Source organism: Micromonospora costi (genome assembly GCF_003626655.1).
Lineage (GTDB): Bacteria > Actinomycetota > Actinomycetes > Mycobacteriales > Micromonosporaceae > Micromonospora > Micromonospora costi.
In genome coordinates this window covers 292,156-309,589 of record NZ_RBAN01000003.1, presented here as the reverse complement: position 1 = coordinate 309,589, position 17,434 = coordinate 292,156, and the positions used below count along the sequence as shown (strand labels likewise).

The 17,434-nt window shown below is 73.1% G+C and carries 17 protein-coding genes; 6 read left to right on the top strand and 11 right to left on the bottom strand.

The annotated features are described in order from the left end of the window. Positions 1–314: 314 nt before the first annotated feature. Entirely contained in the window at positions 315–1,265 is a 951-nt protein-coding gene (locus D7193_RS17950; protein WP_120780680.1) for a diacylglycerol/lipid kinase family protein, read from the bottom strand. 43 nt (positions 1,266–1,308) lie between these two features. On the opposite strand from D7193_RS17950, the gene D7193_RS17945 reads away from it, so the two are divergent. After that, positions 1,309–1,701: a hypothetical protein gene (locus D7193_RS17945; protein ID WP_120780679.1), complete on the top strand. Its 393-nt coding sequence runs from the start codon at positions 1,309–1,311 to the stop codon at positions 1,699–1,701. Between the two features lie 62 nt (positions 1,702–1,763). Here the strand turns inward: D7193_RS17945 and D7193_RS17940 are convergent, their stop codons facing one another. The 3 genes from D7193_RS17940 to sodN all read right to left on the bottom strand — a co-directional run bounded on the left by D7193_RS17940 (position 1,764) and on the right by sodN (position 3,126). Beyond that, a complete protein-coding gene (locus tag D7193_RS17940; protein ID WP_120780678.1) occupies positions 1,764–2,171 on the bottom strand; it encodes an ATP-binding protein in 408 nt (135 codons plus the stop codon). Between the two features lie 32 nt (positions 2,172–2,203). Continuing rightward, entirely contained in the window at positions 2,204–2,656 is a 453-nt protein-coding gene (locus D7193_RS17935) for a GNAT family N-acetyltransferase (RefSeq protein WP_120781351.1), read from the bottom strand. A 65-nt stretch (positions 2,657–2,721) separates the two neighbouring features. Further along, complete coding sequence (sodN, locus tag D7193_RS17930) at positions 2,722–3,126, bottom strand: superoxide dismutase, Ni (RefSeq protein WP_120780677.1); 405 nt, start codon at positions 3,124–3,126, stop codon at positions 2,722–2,724. An 82-nt stretch (positions 3,127–3,208) separates the two neighbouring features. On the opposite strand from sodN, the gene D7193_RS17925 reads away from it, so the two are divergent. From D7193_RS17925 to D7193_RS17915, 3 genes are all read left to right on the top strand, one after another. After that, complete coding sequence (locus D7193_RS17925) at positions 3,209–3,559, top strand: S24/S26 family peptidase (RefSeq protein ID WP_120780676.1); 351 nt, start codon at positions 3,209–3,211, stop codon at positions 3,557–3,559. 143 nt (positions 3,560–3,702) lie between these two features. Beyond that, positions 3,703–4,881 carry an NAD(P)-dependent malic enzyme gene (locus tag D7193_RS17920; RefSeq protein WP_120780675.1) on the top strand — a complete coding sequence of 393 codons (1,179 nt, stop codon included), beginning with the start codon at positions 3,703–3,705 and terminating at the stop codon, positions 4,879–4,881. Between the two features lie 70 nt (positions 4,882–4,951). Continuing rightward, a complete protein-coding gene (locus D7193_RS17915) occupies positions 4,952–5,914 on the top strand; it encodes a zinc-binding dehydrogenase (RefSeq protein ID WP_174242659.1) in 963 nt (320 codons plus the stop codon). A 27-nt stretch (positions 5,915–5,941) separates the two neighbouring features. Here the strand turns inward: D7193_RS17915 and D7193_RS17910 are convergent, their stop codons facing one another. The 3 genes from D7193_RS17910 to D7193_RS17895 form a co-directional block, all read right to left on the bottom strand. After that, positions 5,942–6,910 carry an alpha/beta hydrolase family protein gene (locus D7193_RS17910; protein ID WP_120780673.1) on the bottom strand — a complete coding sequence of 323 codons (969 nt, stop codon included), beginning with the start codon at positions 6,908–6,910 and terminating at the stop codon, positions 5,942–5,944. Between the two features lie 179 nt (positions 6,911–7,089). Continuing rightward, entirely contained in the window at positions 7,090–7,722 is a 633-nt protein-coding gene (locus tag D7193_RS17905) for a nucleotidyltransferase domain-containing protein (protein WP_241563168.1), read from the bottom strand. A 212-nt stretch (positions 7,723–7,934) separates the two neighbouring features. Continuing rightward, positions 7,935–8,816, bottom strand: a complete 882-nt coding sequence (locus D7193_RS17895) for an alpha/beta hydrolase family protein (protein ID WP_174242658.1) — start codon at positions 8,814–8,816, stop codon at positions 7,935–7,937. Positions 8,817–8,973: 157 nt separating this feature from the next. Between D7193_RS17895 and D7193_RS33715 the strand changes: the two genes are divergently transcribed. Beyond that, positions 8,974–9,147 (top strand): hypothetical protein, encoded by a 174-nt coding sequence (locus tag D7193_RS33715; protein ID WP_174242657.1) that lies wholly within the window; start codon positions 8,974–8,976, stop codon positions 9,145–9,147. Continuing rightward, complete coding sequence (locus D7193_RS17885; protein WP_120780670.1) at positions 9,140–9,736, top strand: hypothetical protein; 597 nt, start codon at positions 9,140–9,142, stop codon at positions 9,734–9,736. The genes D7193_RS33715 and D7193_RS17885 overlap by 8 nt, the downstream gene beginning before the upstream one ends. Positions 9,737–9,835: 99 nt before the next feature. On the opposite strand, the gene D7193_RS17880 is transcribed toward D7193_RS17885, so the two are convergent. The 4 genes from D7193_RS17880 to D7193_RS17865 form a co-directional block, all read right to left on the bottom strand. Next, entirely contained in the window at positions 9,836–10,954 is a 1,119-nt protein-coding gene (locus tag D7193_RS17880; protein WP_120780669.1) for an acetate/propionate family kinase, read from the bottom strand. Next, positions 10,951–13,029 (bottom strand): phosphate acetyltransferase, encoded by a 2,079-nt coding sequence (pta, locus tag D7193_RS17875; RefSeq protein ID WP_120780668.1) that lies wholly within the window; start codon positions 13,027–13,029, stop codon positions 10,951–10,953. Before pta ends, D7193_RS17880 begins: the two co-directional genes overlap by 4 nt. A 171-nt stretch (positions 13,030–13,200) precedes the next feature. After that, entirely contained in the window at positions 13,201–13,380 is a 180-nt protein-coding gene (locus D7193_RS17870; RefSeq protein ID WP_120780667.1) for a DUF6104 family protein, read from the bottom strand. 114 nt (positions 13,381–13,494) lie between these two features. Then, positions 13,495–17,235, bottom strand: coding sequence for a multifunctional oxoglutarate decarboxylase/oxoglutarate dehydrogenase thiamine pyrophosphate-binding subunit/dihydrolipoyllysine-residue succinyltransferase subunit (locus D7193_RS17865; protein ID WP_120780666.1), 3,741 nt, complete (start codon positions 17,233–17,235; stop codon positions 13,495–13,497). Between the last annotated feature and the right edge of the window lie 199 nt (positions 17,236–17,434).

Below are 17,434 nucleotides of genomic sequence, written 5' to 3'. Positions count from 1 at the left end.
CGTGGACCTGCTGGAAAAGCTCAACCTGCCGAGCTTATCCAGGCGATGTCCCGGTAACTCAAGTTCGCTTGTGAATACTTTCACGAACTCACACAATGTCAAGGGTGACGCTCAGAAAAACTCCGTGCGGTGAGCAAGCCCACAACCCATTTGTCCGGATTCCAGAGGTCCCTGGTTACCCGGCGTACCACAGTCGAGGATCAATATAGTACAGTCCGCGTGACATTGCTGACATTTCCGGCACCTGCCCCTCGGTGTGGCGGCCGACGCGTCCGGTGCTGTCGGCCGGGTCGACCTACGGCAGTACCCGAGACCTAGCAGATTACTCTCAGTGCGGCGGGAATGGATGTGAATCTGACTTTCTCCCGCTCGCCCAGGTAGTCGCCGTCCAGCTGGAACGCCTGTGGCCGGCTGGAGAGCAGCGTGAACTCGGCGACGTCGTGCAGCCGCAGCACCTGCCGGCCCCGGGGATCGGGGCGCGGGGAGATGAACTGGGTCACGGTCCGTGTCGTACTGGGCACCCGGAGCTGTCGGAACGCGAGCACGTCCAGGCCGAGGTCGAACGACGCCTCCGGGTTCGGGTTGACCTCGCGGTCGCCCAGGTACGTCCACGGCGCCGTGTTCTGGATGATCGCCGTGGCCAACTCGCCCTCCACCGGCTCGCCGGGTCGCTCCAGGCTGATGGCCGGGTGCCGCCGGTCGGAGGCGAAGAAGTACTGGCTCAGGATGGCGCGCAGGTAGAGCCCCGGGCTGGACACCCGGCCCCGCCGTCGGGCCCGCTCGACGCGGTGGATCACGGCGGCGTCGAGGCCGAACCCGGCGCAGAAGGTGAAGTAGCGGTCGTCGGCCCGGCCCAGCCCGATCGTCCGGTAGCGGCCCAGCCGCAGTCCTTCCAGGATCATGCTGGTGCCCTCCGGCCACTCCCGGGGCAGGCCCAGCGCCCGCGCGAAGACGTTCGTGGAGCCGCCCGGGACGGTCGCGAGCGCGGGCAGCCGTTCGGCCGGCGGGAGTGCGCCGGGCACGGTCGGCGGCTCCGCCGTCATGAGGCCGTTGACCACCTCGTTCACCGTGCCGTCGCCACCCAGGGTGACGACGACGTCGACCCCTTCCTCGGCCGCCTCCCGGGCCAGCGCGGTCGCGTGGCCGCGCCGCCGGGTGTAGCGCACGGACAGGTCGACTTCGCTGCGCAGCGCCCGGACCAGCACGTCCCGGCTGCGCTCGCTGGTGGTGGTGGCCTTGGGATTGACCACCAGGACGGCCCGCATGGGCGGCACTGTACCCCCCGGTAGCCCGAGTATCGTGGCGCGCGTGACCATCGACTCCGACCCGATTCCCGTCACGCTCCGGTGGGCGGTCCGGCTGCTGCGCGGCGAGGCCGTCGCCGTGGGGCTGATCGCCCTCTGGCTGATCTGGGCCGACCTGACCGCCGAGACCACCGTCGGGCTGACGTCGGCGTTGCTGGTGACGGCGTTCGCGGTGGTGGGCGCCGTCGCGCTCTGGGCGCTCGGCGGGGCGCTGGCCCGATGCCGCGCCGGCGCGCGCGCACCGGCGATCGTGCTCCAGCTGATGCTGCTGCCGATCGGCTGGTACATGATCCAGGGCGGGTTGGGCTGGCTCGGCGTACCGCTCATGGCGCTCGGGCTCGGCGTCAGCGCGCTGCTCGTGACCCCGGCCACCAACCGGGCCCTGGGCTTCTCCTGACGGCCGACCGGACGCGGGCCCGGCACTCGGGCCTGTGCCGCCGCGCCGTGTGCGGCGACCGCTCAGTAGCCGGAGGAGCGGCGGGTGAGCAGGGAGATGGTGGCCCGCCCGTCGGCGGCGGTGGCCGCCGCCGCGGTGGTCAGCGCGGTGAGCACCTTCCAGGCGAACGACGACTCGGCGGGAAGCTTCGCGCCGCGGACGGTCGGCACGGTCACCTCGACGGTCAGCGCGTCCTCCGTCACCGCGAACCGGCACTCCAACTCGGCGTCGGGCGTGGCGATGGCCAGCAGCATGGCGCAGGCCTCGTCGACGGCGATCCGCAGGTCCTCGATCTCGTCGAGGGCGAACTGCAACCGGGCCGCGAGACCGGCGGTGGCCGTGCGGAGCACGCCCAGGTAGCCCCCGTCGGCGGGCACGGTGAGGTGCACCACGTCGTCGTCGGTGGCCGACTGGCCGGTCAGTTGAGTCACCACTCATCCCCCCGGTCGGGGACTCTACCCGCTCAGGCGGCCGGGTGGGTGGGGGCGTGCGCCCGGCGGGCGAGCTGGCGCAGCGCGTCGCCGCTCAGCCGGTAGGGGATCCATTCGCCCAGCTGCTCGGCGCCGATCGCCGCGTAGAAGCCGGCCGCCGGATTCCAGTCGATCATCGACCATTCGAGCCGCCGGTAGCCGCGCTCGACGCAGATCGCCGCGAGGGTGGCCAGCAGCAGTCGGCCGGCTCCCGTACCCCGCGCCTTCGGCCGGACGTAGAGGTCCTCCAGATGGATGCCGTGCACGCCGGCCCAGGTGGAGAAGTTGAGGAACCAGAGGGCGAACCCGACCGGCTCGTCGCGGTCGTCCACCGCGACGTGGCCGTACAGCGCGGGCGCCGGACCGAACAGGGCGGCGGTCAACTGGTCGGCGGTGAGGTGGCACTCGTCGGGAGCGCGCTCGTACGCGGCGAGTTCGTGCACCATCGCGACGACGGCCGGCACGTCCTCGGGACGTACCGGCCGGATCGTCGGTGCCGTGGGGCCGAGGCTCACGCCTTCTTGGTCTCCCAGAAGATCTTGGCGATCTCGTCGATCTTCTGGAGCAGCTGGTCGGCGGTGGCCGGGTCGAGGCTGCCCTTGACGCCGCCGGAGCCGGCGAGCTTGGTGGCCTCGTTGAACAGCTGGTGCAGCTGCGGGTACTTCTCGAAGTGGGTGGCCTTGAAGTAGTCGGTCCAGAGCACCCAGAGGTGGTGCTTGACCAGCTCGGCGCGCTGCTCCTTGATGATGATCGCGCGGGTGCGGAACTCCGGGTCGGTGTTCGCCTGGTACTTCTCGCAGATCATTTTGACCGACTCGGCCTCGATCCGCGCCTGCGCGGGGTCGTAGACGCCGCAGGGCAGGTCGCAGTGGGCGCTGGCGGTGACCCGCGGCGTAAGGATGCGTGGAAGTCGCATCGGGATCCTCCATGGGAAGTTTGCGATGATCCAAGACGACATTACTCCTGGACGGGCTCCCCGACCGGGTGGAGGTGAAACCATGCCGCCCCATCACCCGGCGGTGCCGCCCCGGCTGCGCCGGCCCCTGACCGCCGTCCTGGTCACGGGCCCGTCCATGGCGCCCACGCTGCGCCACGGCGACGCGGTGCTGGTGCGCCGAGGCGGCCGGCCCGTCCGCCCCGGCGACGTGGTGGTGGCGGTCTTCCGAAGCCGCCCCGAGTTGCTGGTCGTGAAGCGCGCGGTCCGCGCGCAGGACGGCGGCTGGTGGCTGCGCGGGGACAACGACCTGGTCACCGACGACTCCCGGGCGTACGGGGTGGCCGACGTCCACGGTCGGGTGCTGTTCCGGTACTGGCCGCGGCCCGGCCGGGTACGTCCTCGGCCGTTATGACCCTGCTCACATCCGAGGGGCACCTCCGACACTATGCTCGGAAAGTGCCCGGGTGACCCCCCGCACCGCGTGCCACCGCTCGCCGCCCACCTCGCGCCCCGAGCCGGCCGCCCCGTCTGCTCGACAGATTCCTGGAGTCACCGATGCCTTCGTCCACCGTGGACCCTGCTGATCCCGTCTTCCGGCTGCACCGGGGCGGCAAGATGGCCGTCGCCTCGACGGTCCCGCTCACCAGCCGGGAGGACCTCTCCCTCGCGTACACACCCGGGGTGGCCCGGGTCTGCGAGGCGATCGCCGCCGAGCCGGCCCTGGCCGCCGACTACACCTGGGTGTCGCACACCGTCGCGGTGGTCACCGACGGGTCGGCGGTGCTCGGGCTCGGCAACATCGGCCCGCGCGCCGCGATGCCGGTGATGGAGGGCAAGGCGGTGCTGTTCAAGCAGTTCGCGGGCGTCGACGCGGTGCCGGTCTGCCTGGACACACAGGACGTGGACGAGATCGTGGCCACCGTACGCGCGCTCGCGCCCTCGTTCGGCGGCATCAACCTGGAGGACATCAGCGCCCCGCGCTGCTTCGAGGTGGAGCGCCGGCTCGACGAGGCGCTGGACATCCCGGTGTTCCACGACGACCAGCACGGCACCGCGATCGTGGTGCTTGCCGCGCTGCGCAACGCCGCGACGCTGCTCAACCGCAAGCTCGGCGACCTGCGGGTGGCGGTCAGCGGCGCCGGCGCGGCCGGTGTCGCGGTGACGAAGATGCTGATGGCCGGGGGCGTGAACCCCGATCAGGTGGTGGTCTGCGACTCCAAGGGGATCATCGGCCGGCACCGCACCGACCTGACCGGCACGAAGGCCGAGCTGGCGGCGACCACCAACGCCGAGGGCCGGTCCGGTGACGTCACGGAGGCGTTGCGCGGCGCGGACGTGCTGATCGGGGTCTCCGGCGGGCAGATCCCCGAGGCGGCGGTGGCCGGCATGGCCCCGGGCGGCATCGTGTTCGCGCTGGCCAACCCGACGCCGGAGGTGCACCCCGAGGTGGCGGCCCGGCACGTGGCGGTGGTGGCCACCGGGCGCAGCGACTACCCGAACCAGATCAACAACGTGCTCGCGTTCCCGGGCGTGTTCCGGGGCGCGCTGGACGCCCGGGCCACCCGGATCACCGACACGATGAAGGTGGCCGCCGCCGACGCCATCGCCGGCGTGGTGGCCGAGACGCTCACCGCCGAGGCGATCGTGCCCTCGCCGCTGGACCCGCGGGTCGCGCCCGCGGTGGCCGAGGCGGTGGCGGAGGCGGCCCGCCGCGACGGCGTCGCCCGCGCCTGACCCAGGGGCCCCTTCCTGTCGCGTTCCGCACAGGAAGGGGCCCTTCTTAACGGACGCTCAGCTTGTTACGGTGCCGACCATGCGTGCCGCCTTCGCCACCCGCTTCGACGACGCCAACCCGCTCGCCGCGCTCACCGTGGGGGAGCGGCCCGAGCCCACCCACCCCGCCGACGACTGGGTGACCGTGCAGGTGCGGGCCAGCTCGCTCAACCACCACGACCTCTGGTCGCTGCGCGGGGTCGGGCTGGGCGAGGCGCAGCTGCCGATGATCCTCGGGTGCGACGCCGCGGGTGTCGACCCGGAGGGCAACGAGGTGGTGGTCTACCCCGTCGTCCCGACGCCGGGCGACCCGCGCGGGGTCTCCATCCTCTCCGAGTTCTTCCCCGGCACGCTCGCCGAGCGGGTGGCCGTACCGCGGGCGAACCTGGTGCCGCTCCCCGACGGGCTGTCGCTGACCGACGCGGCGTGCCTGCCCACCGCCTGGCTGACGGCCTGGCGGATGCTGACCACGAAGGGCCGGGTGGACGACGCCGACGCCGTCCTCGTGCAGGGCGCCGGCGGCGGCGTGGCGACGGCCGCCGTGGCGCTCGCCGTGGCCATGGGCAAGCGCGTGTACGCGACCAGTCGGGACGCCGGCAAGCGCGAGCGGATCGCGGCGCTGGGCGCGACGGCGGTCGAGCCGGGCGCCCGGCTGCCGGAGCGGGTGGGCGTCGTCATCGAGACCGTCGGCGCGGCCACGTTCGACCACTCGCTGAAGTCAGCGGCGCCGATGGCCCGCATCGTGGTCTCCGGCGCCACCGCCGGCCACGAGCCGACCGTCAACCTCCGTCGCGTCTTCGCCATGCAGCTGGAGATCCTCGGCACCTCGATGGGCACCCCCGGCGAGCTGTACGACCTGTTGGCGTTCTGCGCCGACCGGCAGGTGCGCCCGGTGGTGGACAGCGTGGTGCCGTTCAGCAAGGTCGAGGAGGCGTTCGCCCGCCTGCACAGCGGGGAGGCCTTCGGCAAGGTCGTCCTCGACCACACCGCCTGAGCGACCCGGGACCGCGTCCGGCGCGGCTCAGAGGTGGTTGTCGAGCGTCGCCAGCCCGTCCCGCGCGGCGTCGGCGGGGATGCGCCGCTTGGCCGCCGCGTCGCCGTACAGCGACCAGCGGAGGAACTCGACAGTGGTGTCGGAGACCACCCGCAGCGCGGCGCCGTCGGTGAGCAGCGCCCGCCCGTGGTCGCCCTTGCTGAGGCTGAGCATCGCCTTCGGCCAGGGCACCGCGTCGTACACGGCCCGGCCCGCCGCGTAGTCGACCACCTCGTCCCGCTCGCCGTGCACGAACAGCTGCGGTGCGGCCGCGCCGGCGAACGCCGTGCCCACACCGAGGGACGTGCCGGCGAAGACCACGCCGGCGTCGAGGCGGTCGTCGCGGCCCGCCGTGAACAGCCCGACCGTGGTCACGCCGCCGGCCGAGTGCCCCGCCGCCGCCACGCGGTCGGTGGCGAGCCGGCCCCGCAGCGGGTCGCCGTCCTCGCCGTCGAGCGCGAGCACCCGCGTCAACGCGTACGACACGTCCGCCGGCTGGTTGAGCACGTCCAGCACGTTGCCGTCGGCGCCCCGCGAGGTGTGCGGGAAGGTGGGTGCGGCCACCACGAAGCCGGCCGCCGCCCAGCGGGTGAGCAGCACGGCGTAGTCGTCCGGCCGGCCGCCCAGGCCGTGGCTGAACATGACCACCGGGAACCGCCCGTCCGCCGCGGGCGCGGAGCGCTCCGCCTCACCGCCGGCCGGCCCGGCCGCCGGGTACCAGACGGTCACCGGCAGGGGGCGGTCGCCGTCGCGGTTCAGCTTCAGCTGTCGTACGCCGACCGCGAAGCTCCTCGCCGGCGCGGTGCCGGCGGGTACCCGCGGAGCGGGCGTGGCGCTCGTGGCCGGGGCCGCCGGGACGTCCGGCCGGTCGGCGGCCGGCGCCTGCCCCGAGCAGCCTGCCAGGCCCGCTGTGAGCAGGGTGGTGGCGAGCAGCGCGGCGGTACGGCGACGGGACATGAATCCGATTGTGCCGCGCGGATCGGATGCGGGGCGGGGATCCGAGGCGGCCGGACCGAGGGTGCACGCGGCGCGCGCCGGACGCGGCCGCGGCGAGCCTTACCGCGACCCGGTCCGGGAGCCTGTTCCCTCCGAGCGGTACGCCTCTGCGTCATCACCATGCCGCAGAGTCATCACGCTCACCGCGACCCTTCCGCTCCGGCGGCGACCCGCCGCGCGCCGCCCGGTGATCGCCGCGTGGGCCGTCCCGCCTCCCGTCGTGCGGGGTCAGGCCGGCCCGCCGGCGCTCTCGGCCGTCGGGAGGGCGGCCCGCAGGCGGGACAGGTCGTCGGCGTCCTTGGGGCGGCGGGGCGCTCCGGCATCCAGACCGGGTACATCTCCTTGAACTCGATCTGGGCGGTCAGCGAGATGACCGGCGCGCTCCGCCGGTCGATCCGGCCCGGCGGGGCGTCGAGCATCCCGGCCGGCAGCGGCGTACCGGCCCACGGGCCCGCGCCCACCGTGACCCGCCGGGCCGTGTCGCGGGCGAGGTAGGCGAAGCTCACCTCGACCTCGCCCCGGAACAGGTCGAGCTGCACCTCGGCGGGCATCCGGGGATCGGGTCGCCAGCCCCGCGCGGTCAGGAGCGCGGCCAGCCGGGGCGCGTCGGCCCGCCAGCAGTACCAGTCGACGTCCACGTGGGGACGCGTCACGCGGCCGAGGTGGAAGTCCATCGCCCAGCCACCCCGCAGCCAGACCTCGACCCCGGCGCCGCCGGCCACCTCGACAACCTCGTCGATGCTCTCCAACTGCCGTTCCACAAGCCCCCGCACGCGCCGACCCTAACGACCCGACCCCACCCCACCCCACCCCTGCGCTCCGCCCGCCCCGCCCCCCGCCCGCCCCGCCCCCCCGCCCGCCCCCCGCCCGCCCCCGTCGATCATGCAGTTGTGGTGCCCCGCAAAAGTGGCGAGACAGGGCGGATCGGGCACCACATGTGCATGATCGACGAGATGAGGGGCGGGGCGAGGGTGGCGGGAGGGAGCTACGGGGTGGGGTTGGACTCGTAGTGGGTCAGGGTGGGGGAAATGGCGTCGGTGGGGAGGCGGTGGGCGGCCTCCTGGTCGCCGTAGAGCGTCCAGCGGAGGAAGTCGGTGGTGGTGGCGAGGACCTGGGCGAAGCCCGGCCGGCCCGGGGTCAGGTACTCGCCGTGGCCCTGCCCGAGCATGCTGAGGAACGCCTTCGGGCCGGGTGCCCGCTGGTACGCCGCCCGTCCCACCGACAGCGGCACCACCGGGTCGGCCGTGCCGTGGACGAACAGCAGCGGGGCGGGCGGGCCCGCGAAGCTGCCGGCGAGGCCACCGCCGGCGATCACCACACCGGCCCGCAACCGGGGCGAGTGTCCCGAGGTGAACATGCCGGCGGTGGTGAACCCGCCCGCCGAGTGGCCCGCCGCCGCGAACCGGGCCACGTCGAGGTGCCCGGCGAGCGGGTCGCCCCGGCGCCCGTCGAGGCGGACCAGGTGCCGGATGAGCCGCCAACCGTCGGCCGGCTGGTGGCGTACGTCGGCTCGGCTGAAGCGGGCCGCGCCGCGCCGGGTGTGCGGGAAGGCCGGCGCGGCCACCACGAAGCCCGCGGCGGCCCAGCGGACGGTGAGCCCGGCGTGCAGGTCGGGCAGGCTGTCCAGCCCGTGGCTGTAGACGACCACCGGGAACCGTCCGACGGCCACCGCACCACCCTGCGCCGGGTACCAGACGGTCACCGGCAGGGGCCGCGCCGACCCGGGGTCGAGGGTGAACGTACGCACGCCGACGGCGTACGGCCCCTCGGGTGCCTGGCGGGCCGGCGCCCCGGTCACGGCGGTGGCCGGCGCGCAGCCCGCGAGCAGCGCCGTCACCAGCACGGCCACGAGCCGCCTCACCCCCACGGCTCCACGGTAGGTGCCCGCCGGCGCCGATCGGCCCACCATCCGGTTCCCACCGGATCCACCCTGCGGCCGGAACCGTCCCCGGAGCACGCCGGGTTCGGCCGGCGACGGCGTCGCGGGACGGCCCGCGTGGACAGGCTTCGCTAGGGTCACCGGCATGCCTGAGAACTACACCGACCCCAGCGGCAACACCGAGGCTTTCCGCGCCTTCGCCGCCAGCCCCGAGCCGCAGGCGGCGGCCGTCACCGGCAGCCGGCTGCCGATGATCGTCGGTGCGGCCGTGGTCGCCGCCGTCCTGCTCACGCTGGCGGTCTGGCTCGCGGTTGGCTGAGGCCGCTGACGGCGGCAGCCGCCTCCGGGCGGCTCTCCGCCGGCGGCCCGCCCGACCGGCGTCGGCCCTGCTCGGCCTGGTGGTGCTGCTCGCCGGGCTGTCGTACGCGACAGGCATCGCCGGATACAAGTGGCACCTGCACACCAAGGCGGAGCGGTTGCGGGCGGAGGGGGTGCCCGTCCAGGCCGTCGTGGGCCGGCGGCGGGACACCGTGGGGCGCGGCGGCGGCACCGACACGGTCCGGGTGTGGTACGACCACGCCGGCGTGGCGTACTCGAAGCGGATCCTGTGCGGCTCGGCCGGCGGGTGCACGGAGGAGCCACCCCGCACGATGACCCTGTGGGTGGACCCGGACCGGCCGGACGAGTTCGTGACGGAGAACGGCACCACCGACGACTCGGTCTTCGTCCTCAACGCCTGGGGCGGCCTGCCGTTCGGTCTCGTGGTGGCCGGCGTGGGCGGGGTCCTTCTCGCCTCGGCGTACCTGCCGGACGGCCCGTCGGCGCGGTGCCTGCCGCCACGTGGGCCGGGCCGCGACCGGCCCCGCCGCAGCGTCCGCGCCCGGCGGCTGCGCGCCCGGCGTCGCTGACCGGAAGCCCCCGGCCGGGCAGACCGCTGAAGCGGCCGCACCGTTGGATCGGGCGCACCGCTCCGCGCCTCGCGGCCGCCGGCTGCGGGGGCGTGCCGGTCAGCTCGTGCGGGCAACCACCTGCCGGGCCGCGCGGGCGATCTCGCGTTCCTCGTCGGTGGCGATCACGCAGACCGCGACCTCGGCCCCGTCCGGTGAGATGACCCGGTCGCCCTTCCCGGCGTTGCGCTCCGGGTCCACGGCGATGCCGAGCCGGTTCAGCCCGGCCAGGGCGGCGGCGCGGACCGGGGCCGCGTGCTCGCCCACACCAGCGGTGAAGGTGACCGCGTCGACCCGGCCGAGCAGCGCGTAGTACGCCCCCACGTAGCCGGTGATCCGCCGGCAGTAGACGTCGAAGGCGAGCGCGGCCGCCGGGTCCCCGGCGTCACGGCGGTCGAGCACCTCCCGCATGTCGTTGGCGCCGGTGAGCCCGAGCAGCCCGCTGCGGTGGTTGAGCAGGTCGTCGATGTCGTCCACGGAGAGGCCGCCCTCGCGGCGCAGGTGGAAGATGACGGTCGGGTCGATGTCGCCGCTGCGCGTGCCCATGACGAGGCCCTCCAGCGGCGACATGCCCATGGAGGTGGCCACGCTCCGGCCGCCGGCGACCGCGCAGGCGCTCGCCCCGTTGCCCAGGTGCAGCGTGATGGTGTTCGTCTCGTCGTACGGCCGGTCCAGCAGTTCCGCGGTGCGCCGCGAGACGTACGCGTGCGACGTGCCGTGGAAGCCGTAGCGACGGATGCCGTACCGCTCGGCGGTGTCCCGGTCGATCGCGTACGTGGCGGCGGCCTCCGGCAGCGTCCGGTGGAACGCCGTGTCGAACACCGCCACCTGGGGCACGTCCGGCAGCGCGTGGCGGGCCACCTCGATCCCCGCGAGGTTCGGCGGGTTGTGCAGGGGCGCCAACGGCACCAGGTCGCGGATCGCGGCGAGCACGCCGTCGTCGATCCGCACCGGTTCGCCGAACCGCTTCCCGCCGTGCACCACCCGGTGCCCCACCGCGGTCAGGCCCGTGAGGTCCAGGTCGGCCAGGATCTGTCGTACGGCGGTCTCGTGGTCGGCCGGGCCGCCGCCCGGCTCGCCGACGCGCTCGACCGTGCCCTTCGCGCGCACGTCGTCGCCGTCGTAGAGCCGGTACTTCACCGACGACGACCCGCAGTTGAGCACCAGCACCCGGCTCATGTGGCCTCCTCGGCCGTCTCGGCGGCCGCCTGGATCGCGGTGATCGCCACCGTGTTGACGATGTCGGGAACGGTGGCGCCCCGGGACAGGTCGTTGACCGGGCGGCGGAGCCCCTGCATGACGGGTCCCACCGCCACCGCGCCGGCCGAGCGCTGCACCGCCTTGTACGTGTTGTTGCCGGTGTTGAGGTCCGGGAAGATGAACACGGTCGCCCGGCCGGCGACCGGGCTGCCCGGCAGCTTCGTGGCGGCGACCGCCGGGTCGATCGCGGCGTCGTACTGGATGGGGCCCTCGACCAGCAGGTCGGGCCGGCGTTCCCGCACCAGGGCGGTGGCCGCCGCGACCTTCTCCACGTCCGCGCCCGCGCCGGAGCTGCCGGTCGAGTACGACAGCATCGCCACCCGCGGCTCGATGCCGAACCGGGCCGCGGTGCCCGCCGACGAGATCGCGATGTCGGCGAGCTGGGTGGCGTCGGGGTCGCGGTTCACCGCGCAGTCGCCGTACACCAGCACCCGGTCGGCCAGCAGCATGAAGAACACGCTCGACGCGACGGTGACGTCGGGCCGGGTACGGATGATCTCGAAGGCCGGCCGGATGGTGGCGGCGGTGGTGTGCGTCGCTCCGGACACCATGCCGTCGGCGTACCCGGCCCGCACCATCAGCGTCCCGAAGTAGTTGGGTTGCGCCACGATGTCGTGCGCCAGCTCCTCGGTGATGCCCCGGTGCGCGCGCAGGCGGGCGTACTCGGCGGCGAACCCGTCCCGCCACTCGCTGGTGACCGGGTCGACGACCCGTGCGTCACCGAGGTCGACGCCCAGCTCCCGGGCGCGCCGCGCGATCTCGTCCGGCCGGCCGAGCAGGGTCAGGTCGGCGGCGCCCCGACGCAGCAGGATCTCCGCCGCCCGCAGGATGCGCTCCTCACCGCCCTCCGGCAGCACCACGTGGCGCCGCGCGGTGCGGGCCCGGTCGATCAGCTCGTTCTCGAACATCAGCGGCGTGACCCGCGTGGAACGGCTGACCCGCAGGCGGCCGGCCAGGTCGGCGGTGTCCACGTGCGCCTCGAACGCGCCGAGGGCCGCCTCGACCTTGCGCGGGTTGCCGGCGCTCGGCCGGCCCTCGATTCGGCTGGACGCGGCGACCGTGTCGTAGCTGTCGGTGCGTACGGAGAGCACGGCGAGGCCGGTGTTGAGCTTCTCCACGAGCCGCATGACGCGCGGGTCCGGCTGCTCGCCGAGGGTGAGTACGAGCCCCGCCAGCGACACCTGACCGGCCACGTGCGCGGCGCTCGCCGCGACGAGCAGGTCGGCGCGGTCGCCCGGGGTGATCATCAAAGCGCCCGGGGTCAGGTGGTCGAGCAGGATCGGCACCTGCGCCGCGCCGACCACGTAGTCGAGCACGTCCCGGCCGAGCGCCGCGTCGTCGCCGGCCAGCAGGGTGGCGTCGAGCGCCGCGGCCACCTCGGCCACCGTCGGCGCGGAGACGCTCGGGACCTCCGGGATGGCGTACGCGGGAACCGGCAGGTCCGGCAGCGTCATCGGCCCGGGGACCCGGTTGGCGATCACCGCCAGCACGGTGGCGCCGAGGTCCGCGAGGTCGTGGTACGCGCCACGGGCGGCCGCCGCGATGGCCGCCGGCTCCTGCCCGAAGCCGTCCACGACGGGCACCACCACGCTGCCGAACTCGGTGGCCAGCCGGGCGTTGAACGCGAGTTCGCGAGGGCGGGCCGGGTCGCCGGTGTCGTCGAAGTCGCTTCCCACCACGACGACCGCCGGGCAGTGCCGTTCGACCGCCCGGTACCGCTCGACGATGCGGGAGATCAGCTCTTCCCGGCGGCCGTCGGCGACCAGGGTGGTGGCCTCGGCGTAGGTCGCGCCGGCCAGGTCGTCCAGCGGCAGGTCGAGCCGGTAGCGCTCGCTGAGCAGGGCGAGTATCGGGTCGGGGCCGGTGCCGGCGATCAGCGGCCGGAACACGCCGATCCGCCCGACCTGGCGGGAGAGCAGCTCGGCCAGCCCGAGTGCGATGGTGGACTTGCCCCCGCCCGACCCCACGCTGGTGACATACACGCTCCGCGCCACGATCCCACCCTAGAAGATCGCGTGACCGACTGCCCGAGACCTTCGTCGCACCGACCCGGGCCGTCCGACCCCAGCCCCAGTCCCAGTGATCATGAAGTTATTGCCCTCGACGCCGGCGTGTCGCGGCAATAACTTCATGATCACCGGGGCGGGGTGGGGTGGGGCCGGGGGTTACTCGTCGTCTTCGTCGTCCAGGCGGGCCAGCCAGGTGGCGAAGCGCTCCACGGGGGTCTCGAACTCCGGGTTCAGGTCGACGAAGTCGCGCAGGCGCTCGGCCAGCCACTCGATGCTGATCTGCTCGTCGCCCCGGCGCTCGACCAGCTCCTCGATGCCGCGGTCGGTGAAGTACATCGGTACGTCCTCGTGTCGGGGCCCGGCGTGACGCCGGGCGGGTCTGTCCACCGACGCGGCCGGGGCAGGGCCGTCCTCGACGGCCCTGCCCCGGCGTACGACGGTGCGGTCAGGTCACGGGCGGGGGAGAGCCGCCTCGATCAGCGCGTTCTGCTCGACCTCGTGCATCTTGGCCGAGCCGACCGACGGGGCGGCCGCAGCCGGGCGGGAGATCCGCCGCAGCCGCACGTCCGCGAGGTGCTCCAGCAGGTTCAGCGCGACGAACGACCAGGCGCCCTGGTTGGCCGGCTCCTCCTGCACCCAGGCGAAGTCCTCGGCGTTCGGGTACTGCGCCAGCGCGGCCCGGATCTCCTCGACCGGCATCGGGTAGAGCTGCTCGATGCGGATGATCGCGGTGTCGGTGATGCCGCGCTCCTGGCGGGCCTGGAACAGGTCGTAGTAGAGCTTGCCCGAGCAGAGCAATACCCGCTTCACCGACTCCGGCGCCGGGGCGGCCGAGTCGGCCAGCACCGGCTGGAACGTGCCGGTGGTGAAGTCCTCGACCGAGGAGACGCAGAGCCGGTGCCGCAGCAGCGACTTCGGCGTGAACACCACCAGCGGCTTGCGCTTCGGCGACAGCGCCTGGCGACGCAGCAGGTGGAAGTAGTTCGCCGGCGTCGTCGGGATGGCGACGCGCATGTTGTCTTCGGCGCAGAGCTGGAGGAACCGCTCCGGGCGGCCGGACGTGTGGTCCGGGCCCTGGCCCTCGTGCCCGTGCGGCAGCAGCAGGGTCACGGCGGAGCGCTGGCCCCACTTGACCTCGCCGGAGGACACGAACTCGTCGATCACCGACTGGGCGCCGTTGACGAAGTCGCCGAACTGGGCCTCCCAGCAGACCAGCGCGTTGACGTTCTCGACCGAGTAGCCGTACTCGAAGCCCATCGCCGCGTACTCGCTGAGCAGCGAGTCGTGCACGAAGAACCGGGAACGCTCGCCGTCGCCGGTCAGGGACTGGAGAGGCAGGTAGTCCTCGCCGGTCCGCGCGTCCACGATCGAGGCGTGCCGCTGCACGAACGTGCCGCGGCGCGAGTCCTGACCGGCGAGCCGGACGGTGACCCCGTCGTTGAGCAGCGAGCCGAACGCGATGATCTCGCCGAAGCCCCAGTCGATGTTGCCCTCGACGGACATCTTGGCGCGCCGGTCGAGCAGCTGCTGGATCCGCTTGTGCGGGGTGAAACCCTCGGGCAGGTTGACGTGCGCGTCACCGACCGCCCGGACGAGGGACGCGTCGATGGCGGTGTCGACCTGCGGCTCCGGCTCCTCCTCGCGGCGTGGCCGGCTGAGCTGCCGCGGCGTGGTGGCGGCGTCGCGGGTGGCCTTGAAGACCCGCTCCAGCTGCGCCTGGTAGTCGCGCAGCAGCTCCTCCGCGTCCTCGACGGTGATGTCACCGCGACCGATCAGCTCCTCGGTGTAGAGCTTCCGCACCGAGCGCTTCGAGTCGATGATCTTGTACATCTCCGGGTTGGTCATCGACGGGTCGTCGCCCTCGTTGTGCCCGCGCCGGCGGTAGCAGACCATGTCGATCACGACGTCCTTGTTGAACGCCTGCCGGTACTCGAACGCCAGCCGGGCGACCCGGACCACGGCCTCGGGGTCGTCGCCGTTGACGTGGAAGATCGGCGCCTGGATCATCCGGGCCACGTCGGTGCTGTAGAGGCTCGACCGGGAGTACTTCGGCGCGGTGGTGAAGCCGACCTGGTTGTTGACGACCACGTGCACGGTGCCGCCGGTGCGGTAGCCGCGCAGCTGGGAGAGGTTGAGCGTCTCGGCCACCACGCCCTGGCCCGCGAAGGCCGCGTCACCGTGCACCGCGAGCGGCAGCACGGTGTAGCCCTCGAGCTTGAGGTCGATCCGGTCCTGCTTGGCCCGGACGATGCCCTCCAGCACCGGGTCGACGGCCTCCAGGTGGGACGGGTTCGCGACCACCGAGACCTTGACCGCGTGGGCGCCGTCAGGCGTCGTGAACTTGCCGTTCTGGCCCAGGTGGTACTTCACGTCGCCCGAGCCCTGCGTCGAGCGCGGGTCGAGGTGCCCCTCGAACTCCGAGAAGATCTTCTCGTACGGCTTGCCGACGATGTTGGCCAGCACGTTGAGCCGGCCGCGGTGCGCCATGCCGATGACGACCTCGTCGAGGCCGCTCTCGGCGGACGCCTCCAGCACCTCGCCGAGCAGCGGGATGAGCGACTCGCCGCCCTCCAGCGAGAAGCGCTTCTGGCCGACGTACTTGGTCTGGAGGAAGGTCTCGAACGCCTCGGCGGCGTTCAGCCGGTTGAGCACGTGCTTCTGCTCGTCCGCGGACGGCTTCTCGTACTTGCGCTCCACCCGCTCCTGGATCCAGCGCCGCTCCTCCGGGTCCTGGATGTGCATGTACTCGATGCCGACCCGCCGGCAGTACGAGTCGCGCAGCACGCCGAGGATCTCGCGCAGCTTCATCCGCTGCTTGCCCGCGAAACCGTTGACCGGGAAGGTGCGGTCCAGGTCCCACAGGGTCAGCCCGTGCTGGAGCACGTCCAGGTCGGGGTGCTTGCGGATCTTGAACTCGAGCGGGTCGGTGTCGGCCATGAGGTGGCCCCGGACCCGGTACGCGTGGATCAGCTCGTGCACGCGGGCCGTCTTGTTGATCTGGCCCTCGCTGTCGACCGCGACGTCGCGCACCCAGCGCACCGGCTCGTACGGGATCCGCAGCGAGGTGAAGATCCCGTCGTAGAAGCCGTGCTCGCCGAGGATCAGCTCGTGCATGACCTTGAGGAACTCGCCGGACTGCGCGCCCTGGATGACCCGGTGGTCGTACGTGCTGGTCAGCGTGATGACCTTGCTGACCGCCAGCTCGGCGAGGGTGGCCTCGGACATGCCCTGGTACGGCGCCGGGTACTCCATCGCGCCGACGCCGATGATGGCGCTCTGCCCCTGCATGAGCCGCGGCATGGAGTGCACCGTGCCGATGCCGCCCGGGTTGGTGAGCGAAATCGTGGTGCCCGCGTAGTCGTCCATGGTCAGCTCGTTGCGACGGGCGCGCCGGACCACGTCCTCGTACGCCTGCCAGAACTGCCGGAAGTCCATCTTCTCGCAGCCCTTGATGGACGGGACCACCAGGTTGCGGCTGCCGTCGGGCCGGACCAGGTCGATGGCGATGCCGAGGTTGACGTGCTCCGGGCGGACCAGCGCCGGCTTGCCGTCGACCTCGGCGTAGGAGTTGTTCATCTCCGGGTGCTGGACCAGCGCCCGGACCATCGCGTAGCCGATGAGGTGCGTGAAGCTGACCTTGCCGCCGCGCCCCCGGGCGAGGTGGTTGTTGATCACGATGCGGTTGTCGACCAGCAGCTTGGCCGGGACGGCCCGCACGCTGGTGGCGGTCGGCACGCTCAGCGAGGCGTCCATGTTCTGGACGATCTTGGCGGCGACGCCACGCAGCGGGGTGGTCTGCGGGCCGGTGGCCTTCGCCGCGGTCGCGGCGGGCTTGGCCGCCGGCTTGGCGGGAGCGGCCGGCTTCGCCGGCGCGGCCGGGGCGGCGGCCTTGGCGGGCTCGGGGCGGGCCGGGGCCGGCTTCGTCTCGGCCGGCTTGGCGGCGGGCTGGGTCACCGTGGCCACGGCCTCCTGCTGCTCGGCGGGCTCCGGCGCGGCGGCGGGCGCCGGCTTCGCGTCGGGGCGTGCCGTGGCGGCGCCCGGGGCCGGGCGGTAGTCGGCGAAGAAGTCGTGCCAGGCCGAGTCGACGCTCTTCGGATCCGCGAGGTACCGCTGGTACATCTCTTCGACGATCCACTCGTTCGGGCCGAAACCCGCCAGTGGGTTCTCCTGCGAAGTCTGCTGGGTCGACACGGCCGGTAATCGCCTCTTTCACGCGGGTGTGGTGTGGCACGCGGTGCCCGGCGGGCCCGTTATCACGAGCCCGTGCGGGACCTCCAAGGCTACGCCGTACGGATCCCTCAGGCATTTCCGCCTCCGCCGGGTGGTCCGTTTCACAGAAGATGCCAGAAGTTCGGAATGCGCTGCGTGCACGGTTCCCACCTGCTACGGC

Excerpts from the sequence above, each read along its gene's own strand:
- D7193_RS17950 (WP_120780680.1), bottom strand. The coding sequence starts at position 1,265 with ATGCGGGCCGTCCTGGTGGTCAATCCCAAGGCCACCACCACCAGCGAG.
- D7193_RS17935 (WP_120781351.1), bottom strand. The coding sequence starts at position 2,656 with ATGGTGCACGAACTCGCCGCGTACGAGCGCGCTCCCGACGAGTGCCAC.
- sodN (WP_120780677.1), bottom strand. The coding sequence starts at position 3,126 with ATGCGACTTCCACGCATCCTTACGCCGCGGGTCACCGCCAGCGCCCAC.
- D7193_RS17925 (WP_120780676.1), top strand. The coding sequence starts at position 3,209 with ATGCCGCCCCATCACCCGGCGGTGCCGCCCCGGCTGCGCCGGCCCCTG.
- D7193_RS17920 (WP_120780675.1), top strand. The coding sequence starts at position 3,703 with ATGCCTTCGTCCACCGTGGACCCTGCTGATCCCGTCTTCCGGCTGCAC.
- D7193_RS17910 (WP_120780673.1), bottom strand. The coding sequence starts at position 6,910 with ATGTCCCGTCGCCGTACCGCCGCGCTGCTCGCCACCACCCTGCTCACA.
- D7193_RS33715 (WP_174242657.1), top strand. The coding sequence starts at position 8,974 with ATGCCTGAGAACTACACCGACCCCAGCGGCAACACCGAGGCTTTCCGC.
- D7193_RS17880 (WP_120780669.1), bottom strand. The coding sequence starts at position 10,954 with ATGAGCCGGGTGCTGGTGCTCAACTGCGGGTCGTCGTCGGTGAAGTAC.
- D7193_RS17870 (WP_120780667.1), bottom strand. The coding sequence starts at position 13,380 with ATGTACTTCACCGACCGCGGCATCGAGGAGCTGGTCGAGCGCCGGGGC.